This window comes from Paraburkholderia sp. Ac-20347 (genome assembly GCF_017104805.1).
GTDB lineage: Bacteria > Pseudomonadota > Gammaproteobacteria > Burkholderiales > Burkholderiaceae > Paraburkholderia > Paraburkholderia tropica.
This window is the reverse complement of record NZ_JAAGPN010000282.1, coordinates 1-10,331: the sequence shown is the minus strand read 5'-3', so window position 1 is coordinate 10,331 and position 10,331 is coordinate 1. Positions and strand designations below refer to the sequence as shown.

Sequence of the window (10,331 nt, the reverse complement as noted above, 5' to 3'; positions counted from 1 at the left end):
GCCGCTCGCGTGCGTCAGGCCGAGCGCCGCCGCGATGCCGGGGCTCACGTCCTCGACATGCATGCCGAACGTCGAGGTCGTGCGCGCTTTCGCGGGCGCCGCGCCGTCCGCGCCGTCGCCGTCGTTGGCCTCGGCGTTCGCACTGGCGTTCGCGTTCGCTTTCGCCGTGATCCCGCGCCCGGCCTGCGCCAGTTGCGCGCGGAACGCGCTGGCCGCGTCGATCGGAATCGCGAACGTCAGGCTCGCGTAGCGCTCGCCGTCGGCATACACCTGCACGGCGATGCCGATCACCTCGCCCGCGCGATTGAACAGCGGGCCGCCCGAGTTGTCGGGATTGACGGCCACGTCGGTCTGGAAGAACGGGAACGTGCGGCCGTCCGCGAGCGTGCGCGAGGTCGCGCTGACGATGCCCGCCGTCACCGTGTTCTGGAAGCTGTCGGGCGAGCCGATCGTCAGCACGGGTTCGCCGACGCGCACTTTCGACGAATCGCCGAGCTTCACGAACGGCAGATCGTGCGCGTCGATCTGCAGCACGGCGACGTCGCTCTGCGTATCGACGGCCACGACTTCGGCCTTGAATTCGCGGCGGTCGGTGAGCCGCACGGTCACGTCCCCGGCGTTGTCGACGACGTGCGCGGTCGTGAGGACGAGGCCGTCCGGGCTCACGATGAAGCCGGAGCCCGCGCCCGTCATCACGCGCGGCGCGCCCGCCTGGATGGGTGCGCCTGTCTGGGCGTTCGGCAGTCCGTTCGGGAACGTGTTCGGCTGCGCGTTCGGCGACACGTGCTGCGCGCGTCGGAAGAACGCGGAGAACGGATCGTCGGCGTCGATGGCTTCCTGCTCGGGCGGCGCGGTCTGATCGTCGGCGGCGCGCGCGCTCACGTGCACGACGGCCGGGCCGTAGCGGTCGACGAAGGTGGAGAAGTCGGACGCCGAGTCTGCGGCGGGCGTCGGCGCAGGCGCGGACGCGGACGCCGTTGCAGGCACCGTCGTGGGCGCGAGCGCCTGGCGTTGCGCGGCGTTGGCCTTCGCGACGGCCTTGGCGGATTTTTTCGACGCGGCGGAAGCCGATGTGGCCGATGCGGGCTGCATCGTCGCGGCCGATGTCGACGACGTCGCCGCCTGGGCGACGACGCCAGCGAGGCTGCAGAAGCCGGCGCAGGCCAGCGCGGCCGCGGCGGCTGGGCGCGCGGCGTTCACAGGAAAGAGACGTAGCACAAGACACCTCCCCGATGGTCATCATGCTGACGAGTGAACCGCGTGGCATCGGCGGGCAGTGTCCGAGCGGGTCCACGAAAACAGTGTAGACGCGGCGCGCGCTCAGTGGGGACGCATTTGTTTTCCAGCGCACGCTCGATGCCGTCGAGGCGATCAATACGACGGATGCGATCGTTGTGATCGATACGACCGACGCGCGCATCGTGTGGCCGCGACTGCGCACTCGCGCGCTTTATGGCACCATCCGGGCCCCATCCACAAACCGGAGTTCGAAGTCCCCATGCTCAAGCGTGTCATGCTCGCCGCCGCCCTGGTCGCCACGTCGGCGATCGCCATTCCTCAAGCTGCCAGCGCGCATCCGCGCATGGAATGCCACCGCGTGTGGATTCATGGCCACCCTGAGCGCCGTTGCCATCCGGTGCGCTGGCATCATCATCGTCCGCGTCCTCATCATCCGCGTTACGGGTATTGATCGTCCCTCGATGGCGGCGCGTGCTTCGCGCGCCGCATGCCGGACCGGCGCTTGTTCGCATCTGCGGGCAGGCGCTTTTTTTCGCCCGTTTTTCCTTCCCCGATAACGCCGCGCGTTGTTTGACCCCGTTTTCGGTCGCCGATGCGCCTGGCATCGGCAAAGCTGTTGCCCTGCACAAAAGTTGACTTTAGCGGCGATCCGGACTTACCCGAATGCAAAAAAGTATCAGTTGGCGGTCTTATTTTCAGTGGTGAAGCGCCGCTGATGCGGTTACTTTTTCAACCATGGCGGACGCCCTCGCGCGGGCCGCGAGCCGCAAAGAAAAAACCAGCAAAAGGCGCAGGAGGAGCGATGCAAGCGGAGATGCCAGCGAGTCACCCGGTTACGGCGCAAGCCATGGCGCACAAGGACGGCCGTCCCGCGCGCATGGACCAGCCGGACCTCGAACTGGTGGCCGTGCCGCGCGACGAGTCGTTCAAGGTCTGGTCGCACGGCTATCCGTACCGGACGGTGCGCTGGCATTTTCATCCGGAGTATGAAATTCACCTGATCACGTCGACGACGGGCAAGTACTTCGTCGGCGATTACATCGGCAATTTCGAGCCCGGCAATCTCGTGATGATGGGGGCGAACCTGCCGCATAACTGGGTGAGCAGCGTGCCGGGCGGCGAGCGCGTCGACGAACGTTGCCTCGTCCTGCAATTCGACGCGGATTTCATCGCGCGCACGATCGACGCCTTTCCCGAGTTCCGGCGCGTGGCGCCGCTGCTCGACGCGTCGCGCTGGGGTTTGCTGTTCACGCCCGAAACGGGCGCGGCCGCCGAGCCGATCATGCGCGAGATGCTCGGTGCGCAAGGGCTGCGGCGCATCGTGCTGTTCATCGAACTGTTCGAATTGCTCGCGCAAGGCGCGGAACCCGCGAAGCTCGCGAGCGCCGCCTATCGCGCGGATCCGACGCGCTATGCGGGCACGCGCATCAATCACGTGCTGGCGTTCATCGGCAAGAATCTGTCGCAGGAATTGCGCGAGACGGAGCTGGCGGAACTGTCGGGGCAGAGCGTCAGCGCGTTCTCGCGTTATTTTCGGCGGCACACGGGATTGCCGTTCGTGCAGTACGTGAACCGCTTGCGTATCGATCTCGCGTGCCAGTTGCTGCTGTCGGGGCAGCTCACGATTACGGATATCTGTTATCGCGTCGGTTTCAATAATCTCTCGAACTTCAATCGCCAGTTCCTGTTGCTCAAGGATATGCCGCCGTCGCGCTGGCGCGCGTGGCATCGCGTGAATGCGGCGAGTGCGAGTGAATCGGCGCAGGCAGCGGCGATCGCCTAGCGCGGCGGTCGTTCCACGGTACGCATCCTTTCACGCCCGTTTGCAGGTGTTTTAACGGCGGATTCGTTTCCGCCACCCCGGCTGCACCCCAAAAACTTCCAACAATTTTCCAGACAACGGAGACACCCGATGAACACGCTTTCGAACTTCGCGATCGGCGCAGCCCTGCTGGGCGCCGCGCTCACGGTCGGTCAGGCGGCGCACGCCGCGCCCAGCGGCACGGTCGCGTTCCTGATGCCCGATCATGCGTCCACGCGTTACGAGCAGCACGACTTTCCGGGCTTCAAGGCCGAGATGGCCAAGCTTTGTCCGGACTGCAAGGTGCTCTACCAGAACGCCAACGCCGACGCTTCGCAACAGCAGCAACAGTTCAATTCGGTGATCTCGCAGGGTGCGAAGGTGATCGTGCTCGATCCGGTCGATTCGACGGCGGCCGCTTCGCTCGTGCACATGGCGCAGAGCCAGGGCATCAAGGTCATCGCGTACGACCGTCCGGTGCCGTCGACGCCCGCCGACTACTACGTGTCGTTCGATAACGAGGAGATCGGCAAGTCGATCGCGCAGTCGCTCGTGCAGCATCTCAAGGAGAGCGGCGTGGCGGCCGCGAAGGGCGGCGTGCTCGAAGTCAACGGTTCGCCGACCGACGCCGCCGCCGGGCTCATCAAGAAGGGCATTCACGAAGGGCTCGAAGGCAGCGGCTTCAAGACGCTCGCCGAATACGACACGCCCGAGTGGGCGCCGCCCAAGGCGCAGCAGTGGGTGAGCGGCCAGATCACGCGCTTCAGCACGCAGATCGTGGGCGTGGTGGCGGCCAACGACGGCACGGCGGGCGGCACCATCGCCGCGTTCAAGGCCGCCGGCGTGAATCCCGTGCCGCCCGTGACGGGCAACGACGCGACGCTCGCGGGCCTGCAACTGATCATCGCGGGCGACCAGTACAACACGATCCTCAAGCCGAGCGAGATCGTGGCGGGCGCGGCGGCGAAGGTGGCCGTGAGCTTCCTCTCGGGCCAGACGCCGAAGGGCGAAACGACGCTCTACAAGACGCCCACGCAACTCTTCAAGCCGGCCGTCATCACGGCGAAAAACCTCAAGGCGGAAGTCGTCGACAAGGGTTTCGCGAGCGGCAAGGATCTGTGCACGGGCCGTTACGCGGAGGGTTGCAAGAAGCTCGGCATTGCTAACTAATTGACTTGACAAGCAGGTCGTAGAGCCATCGTATCGACGGCGGGGCGCGGCAAGTGCCGGTCCCCGCCGGTAGCACTCAGGAGTTTCCTTTCATGACTGAAACCTCCACGCCCCACGCGCCGCCCGGCGAAATCGTGTTGAGCCTGCGCGGCGTCTCGAAGCACTTCGGCGCGGTGTCCGCGCTGACCGATATCGAGCTCGACGTGCGCGCGGGCGAAGTGGTCGCCCTCGTCGGCGACAACGGCGCGGGCAAATCCACGCTGGTGAAAATTCTCGCGGGCGTGCATCAGCCGAGCGCCGGCACCATCACGTTTCGCGGCCAGGACGTCGTGCTCTCCGACCCGGCGACGGCGCTCGATCTCGGCATCGCCACCGTGTTTCAGGACCTCGCGCTGTGCGAGAACCTCGACGTGGTCGCCAACATCTTTCTCGGCCGCGAGCTGAGCCCGCTGCGTCTCGACGAAGTGCAGATGGAAGTGCGCGCGTGGACGCTGCTCAATGAATTGTCGGCGCGCATTCCGAGCGTGCGTGACGTGGTGGCGTCGCTCTCGGGCGGCCAGCGCCAGACGGTGGCGATCGCGCGTTCGCTGCTGCTCGATCCGAAGCTCATCATGCTCGACGAACCCACGGCCGCGCTCGGCGTGGCGCAGACCGCCGAAGTGCTGAACCTGATCGAGCGCGTGCGCGACCGGGGCCACGCGGTCATCATGATCAGTCACAACATGGAAGACGTGCGCGCCGTCGCGGACCGCATCGTGGTGCTGCGCCTCGGCCGCAACAACGGCGTGTTCTATCCCGATTCCTCCAACGCGGAGCTGGTGGCCGCCATCACCGGCGCGACCGAAAACGCCGTCTCGCGCCGCGCGGGCCGTCGCCAGGCGGCCACGCCGCAATCGCAACAGGACGTACAGTGAAAGGCACCATCATGAGCAAGGACACCCATAGCGCGCCGCCTTCGCCGCTGCTCGACCGCAGCGACGTGCGCGTGAAGCACGCCGCCGGTCTCGGCGACACCGTTTCCGCTTTCGTCGACCGGATCCGCTCGGGCGATCTCGGCTCGCTGCCCGTGATCGTGGGCCTCGTCATCATCTGGACCGTGTTCACGAGCCTGAATCCGGTCTTTCTTTCCGCCGACAATCTCGTCAATCTGCTGTTCGACTGCTCGACGGTCGGCGTGATTTCGCTCGGCATCGTCTGCGTGCTGCTGGTGGGCGAGATCGATCTCTCGGTCGGCTCGATGAGCGGTTTCGCCTCGGCGCTCGTGGGCACGCTCTGGGTCAATCAGGGCTGGCCCGTGTTGCTCGCCATCGCGGCCGCCGTGGTGGTGGGCGGCATCGTCGGCGCGCTCTACGCGCTGCTGCTGAACCGGCTCGGCATGCCGAGTTTCGTCTCGACGCTCGCGGGTCTGCTCGCGATTCTCGGCCTGCAACTCTACGTGCTCGGCACCGACGGCTCGATCAATCTGCCGTACGGTTCGACGATGGTGAACTTCGGCCAGTTGATGATCATCCCGGCGATGGTTTCGCATGTGATCGCCTTGCTGCCGGGCGTGGCCATCGTGCTGACCGGACTGCGCACGCGCGAGCGTCGGCGCGCGGCGCGGCTCTCGGCGCCGTCGATCGGCAGCCTCGTGGCGCGCGGCGCGATTCTCACCGTGTTCCTCGAAGTCGTTGTCAGCTATCTCGATCGCGGACGCGGCGTGCCGCTGATGTTCGCCGTCTTTCTCGGCCTCGCCGTCGCGATGGACTACGCGCTCAAGCGCACGCGCTGGGGCCGTTCGATGAACGCCGTGGGCGGCAACCGCGAAGCGGCGCGCCGCGCGGGCATCAAGGTCAGCGCCATTTATACGAGCGCGTTCGTACTGTGCGCGAGCTTCGCGGCGCTCGGCGGCGTGCTCACGGCGGCGCGGCTCGCCTCGGCGAGTCAGCAGGCCGGCACCGGCGACGTCAACCTCAATGCCATCGCGGCGGCCGTGATCGGCGGCACGAGCCTGTTCGGCGGACGCGGCAGCGCGTGGTCGGCGGTGCTCGGCATCATCGTGATCCAGTCGATCGCAAGCGGCCTCACGCTGCTGAATCTCTCGTCGTCGCTGCGCTTCATGATTACCGGCGCGGTGCTGGCGATCGCGGTGATCGTCGACTCGCTCGCGCGACGCTCGCGTGTCTCGCACGGCCGCGCGTAAATCCATAATCCGGAGACTCCATGTCTGAATCGATCAAAGGGAAGGTGGCCGCCATCACGGGCGCGGCGTCGGGTATCGGCTTCGAATGTGCGCGCGCGCTGATCGCGCAGGGCGCGAAAGTTGTGCTGATCGACCGTGCACAGGACCGGCTCGCGACGTGCTGCGCCGAACTCGGACCGAACGCCTTGCCCTTGCAGGTGGATCTGCTGCAACCCGCGGAAGTCTCGGCGATGCTGCCGAAGATCCTGCAACTCGCGGGCGGTCTCGACATCTTTCACGCGAACGCGGGCACCTATGTCGGCGGCGACGTGACGAGCGGCAATCCCGACGAATGGGACCGCATGCTCAATCTCAACGTCAACGCCGCGTTTCGCTCGGTGCATGCGGTGCTGCCGCATCTGGTCGCGCAGAAGTCGGGCGACATTCTCTTCACGAGTTCGGTCGCGGGCGTGGTGCCGGTGGTGTGGGAGCCGATCTACACGGCGTCTAAATTCGCCGTGCAGGCCTTCGTGCATACGACGCGCCGCCAGGTCGCGAAGCACGGCGTGCGCGTGGGCGCGGTGCTGCCGGGGCCGGTCGTGACCGCGTTGCTCGACGACTGGCCGAAGGCGAAGATGGAAGAGGCGCTGGCGGCGGGCAGCCTGATGCAGCCGGTCGAAGTTGCTGAAGCGGTCGTGTTCATGCTCACGCGTGGGCGCAATGTGACGATCCGCGACCTCGTGATTTTGCCGAGCAGCGTCGATCTCTAATCGTCAGGGATGCCAGGTAATTTTCCGCGATCTCCTTTTCCTCCTGAATGAGCCATGACCTCTGACACCTTGAACGCCGCCACGCGTTACGCGATCGGCGTGGACGTCGGCACGGGCAGCGCCCGCGCCGGTATTTTCGATCCGGACGGCCGCATGGTGGCCTCCGCCAAGCACGACATCACGGTCTTTCACGAAAGCGGCGCCATCGTCGAGCAGTCGAGCGGCGAAATCTGGAACGCGGTGTGCCGGTCGGTGAAGGACGCGCTGGCACAGGCGAACGTGCAAGCGGCGCAGATCGCCGGGATCGGTTTCGACGCCACCTGTTCGCTCGTCGTGCTGGGCGAGGGCGGCCAGTCCTTGCCCGTGGGACCTTCAGAACAGGCGCATCGCGACATTATCGTGTGGATGGATCATCGCGCGGTCGAGCAGGCGGAGCGCATCAACGCGACGAACCACGCGGTGCTCAAGTTCGTCGGCGGCAAGATTTCGCCGGAGATGGAAACGCCCAAGCTGCTGTGGCTGCGCGAGCATCGGCCCGCCGTGTTCGACGCCGCCTGGCAGTTCTTCGATCTCACCGATTTCCTCACATGGCGCGCGAGCGGCGACCTCGCGCGTTCGACCTGCACCGTGACCTGCAAGTGGACCTATCTCGCGCACGAACAGCGCTGGGACGAGAGCTATTTCCGCGCGGTGGGACTCGACGTGCTCGCCGACGAAGGCTTCGCGCGCATCGGCCAGCGTGTGGTCGAACCGGGCACGCCGCTCGGGCACGGACTGACCGCGCAGGCCGCCGCCGAACTCGGCTTGCGCGCGGGCACGCCGGTGGCGGCGGGCGTGATCGACGCGCACGCGGGCGGCATTGGCACCGTGGGTGCGGACGGCGCGCCCGAATCGTGTCTCGCCTACGTGTTCGGCACCTCGTCGTGCACGATGACGACCACGCGCGAACCGGTGTTCGTGCCGGGCGTCTGGGGTCCGTATTACTCGGCGATGGTGCCGCACACCTGGCTCAACGAAGGCGGGCAGTCGGTGGCGGGCGCGGCCATCGAGCGTCTGCTCGCGATGCATCCGCTCGCGCCCGAGATGCAGCGCCGTGCGGCGAGCGAAGGGCAGTCGCTGCCGGTCATGCTGGCCGCGCTCGCGGCGCAACAGGCCGGCGATCTCTCCGGCGCGATCGCGCTGGCCGACGGCCTGCACGTGGTGCCCGAATTCCTCGGCAACCGCGCGCCATTCGCCGATCCGCACGCGCGCGCGGTGATCGCGGGTCTCGGCATGGAGACGGATCGCGAGAGCCTCGTCGCGCTCTATATCGCGGGCATCGCGAGCATCGGCTACGGGCTGCGGCAGATTATCGAGGTGCAGGCGGCGGCGGGCGCGGCGGTCGATCGCGTGGTGATCAGCGGTGGGGCCGGGCGGCTGGATCTCGTGCGCCAGTTGCTCGCCGATTCGACCGGCAAACCCGTGCTCGTGACGCAGGCCGACGAACCCGTTCTGCTCGGCGCGGCAATGCTCGGCGGCGTGGCGGGCGGGCTATACGGCGATGTGCGTACGGCGATGTCCGCGATGTCGCGGATCGGCGCGACGCATGCGCCCTCCGCCGGTGAAATCGCCGCGCTGCACGACGCGCGTTATGACGCGTTCCGTCAATTGCAAGGCGTGGCGCGCGCGATCCGTTGACGAGGTTTCAGCGAGCGCCGCGTGGTGGTACGAGGCGACAGCTTGCTAACGTTAGCGATACGATTGTAACGAGTATTGTCACGATCGTTTCATCGGTATAGGATGAGTGCAAATAAACCATCACGGTTTGATGTGCATTGCACAAATTCGCTCGCCAGAGCGCGTCGCCTAATTCAGCTCAAAGCGTATGCCTACAGCGTCTGAAGCCTCCCAGCAATCTGTCGTCGCGTTGCGCCATGCCGCGCCCGCCGCGTCTGTCGTGTCCGGCACGCAGGCCGCGCATATCGAGCGCAATCCCGGCACGGCGTTCGACACGGCGTGGATCGACGCGCTGCGCGTCAATCAATCCGCCGTCGAACGCCGCACGGCCACACTCGGCACGCGCCGCGCCGTCAAGAAAGACGCGCAGGCCGCGTGGCTGCTGAAAGCCATCACCTGCATCGACCTCACCACGCTCAACGGCGACGACACCGAAGGCCGCGTACGCCGCCTCTGCGCGAAGGCGCGGCATCCGGTGCGCGCCGACCTGCTCGCCGCGCTCGGCATGGCGCCCGAGTCGATCCAGACCGGCGCGGTGTGCGTGTATCACCGTTTCGTCGCAGCCGCCGTCGACGCGCTCGATGGCAGCGGCATTCCGGTCGCGGCGGTCTCCACGGGTTTTCCGGCGGGGCTCAATCCGCACGCGCTCAAGCTCAAGGAAATCGAAGCCTCGGTGGCCGACGGCGCGCGTGAAATCGACATCGTCGTCACGCGCGAATATGTGCTCACGGGCAACTGGCGTGCGCTTTACGACGAAGTGCGCGAGTTCCGCGCGGCCTGCGGCGAGGCGCATCTGAAAGCGATTCTCGCGACCGGCGATATCCGCGTGCTGTCGAACATTGCGAAGGCCTCGATGGTCTGCATGATGGCGGGCGCGGACTTCATCAAGACGTCGACGGGCAAGGAAGGCGTGAACGCCACGCTCGATGTCTCGCTCGTGATGGTGCGCATGATCCGCGAGTATCGCGAACGCACCGGCGTGCTGGTGGGTTTCAAACCGGCGGGCGGCGTTTCCACGGCGAAATCGGCGCTCGCGTACCAGATCCTGATGAAGGAAGAGTTGGGGCGGCCGTGGCTCGAACCGGAGCTGTTCCGCTTCGGCGCGTCGAGTCTGCTCGCCGATATCGAGCGCCAGCTCGAACATTACGTGAGCGGGCGCTATTCCGCGTTCCATCGCCACCCCGTCGCCTGATCGCGGCGAGCCGCGCGCAGTGATACGCAGTCACACGCAGTCATCTTGACCAGACCACACCGATGAGCGTAGCCGAGTACTTTCGAACGATGGATTACGGTCCCGCCCCCGAGGACGATCAGCCCGTGCGCGCGTGGCTCGCGCAGCACGAAGGCGTGTTTGGCCACTTCATCGACGGCGCGTGGCGTGCGCCCGCAGGCGGCGAGCGCTTTGAGGTGCGCGCGCCCGCCACGGGCGAGCCGCTCGCGCAAGTCGCGCAAGGCAACGCCGACGACGTCGCCG

At 66.6% G+C, this 10,331-nt stretch carries 10 protein-coding genes; 9 read left to right on the top strand and 1 reads right to left on the bottom strand.

The features are described 5' to 3' along the window. Window positions 1–1,092, bottom strand: a 1,092-nt coding sequence (locus G3N97_RS32440) for a trypsin-like peptidase domain-containing protein (protein ID WP_205997014.1), incomplete at its 3' end; no start/stop codon positions are given. A gap of 406 nt (window positions 1,093–1,498) precedes the next feature. Between G3N97_RS32440 and G3N97_RS32435 the strand changes: the two genes are divergently transcribed. The 9 genes from G3N97_RS32435 to G3N97_RS32395 form a co-directional block, all read left to right on the top strand. Next, window positions 1,499–1,690, top strand: a complete 192-nt coding sequence (locus G3N97_RS32435) for a hypothetical protein (RefSeq protein ID WP_205997012.1) — start codon at window positions 1,499–1,501, stop codon at window positions 1,688–1,690. A 396-nt stretch (window positions 1,691–2,086) separates the two neighbouring features. After that, on the top strand, window positions 2,087–3,022 hold the full coding sequence (locus tag G3N97_RS32430) for an AraC family transcriptional regulator (protein ID WP_241030970.1): 936 nt from the start codon (window positions 2,087–2,089) through the stop codon (window positions 3,020–3,022). A gap of 129 nt (window positions 3,023–3,151) precedes the next feature. Next, the gene (locus G3N97_RS32425; protein WP_205997011.1) at window positions 3,152–4,210 is read left to right on the top strand and encodes a sugar ABC transporter substrate-binding protein; all 1,059 of its coding nucleotides are present in this window, start codon (window positions 3,152–3,154) and stop codon (window positions 4,208–4,210) included. 92 nt (window positions 4,211–4,302) lie between these two features. Next, on the top strand, window positions 4,303–5,124 hold the full coding sequence (locus G3N97_RS32420) for an ATP-binding cassette domain-containing protein (RefSeq protein ID WP_205997010.1): 822 nt from the start codon (window positions 4,303–4,305) through the stop codon (window positions 5,122–5,124). Window positions 5,125–5,135: 11 nt separating this feature from the next. Then, window positions 5,136–6,392, top strand: a complete 1,257-nt coding sequence (locus G3N97_RS32415) for a sugar ABC transporter permease (RefSeq protein WP_110329976.1) — start codon at window positions 5,136–5,138, stop codon at window positions 6,390–6,392. 20 nt (window positions 6,393–6,412) lie between these two features. Beyond that, on the top strand, window positions 6,413–7,141 hold the full coding sequence (locus G3N97_RS32410; protein ID WP_205997009.1) for an SDR family oxidoreductase: 729 nt from the start codon (window positions 6,413–6,415) through the stop codon (window positions 7,139–7,141). A gap of 54 nt (window positions 7,142–7,195) precedes the next feature. Then, window positions 7,196–8,818 (top strand): FGGY-family carbohydrate kinase, encoded by a 1,623-nt coding sequence (locus G3N97_RS32405; RefSeq protein WP_205997008.1) that lies wholly within the window; start codon window positions 7,196–7,198, stop codon window positions 8,816–8,818. Window positions 8,819–9,005: 187 nt separating this feature from the next. Beyond that, a complete protein-coding gene (gene deoC, locus G3N97_RS32400) occupies window positions 9,006–10,049 on the top strand; it encodes a deoxyribose-phosphate aldolase (RefSeq protein WP_205997007.1) in 1,044 nt (347 codons plus the stop codon). A 62-nt stretch (window positions 10,050–10,111) separates the two neighbouring features. Then, window positions 10,112–10,331: hypothetical protein (locus tag G3N97_RS32395; protein WP_205997006.1), on the top strand; the 220-nt coding region annotated here is incomplete at its 3' end.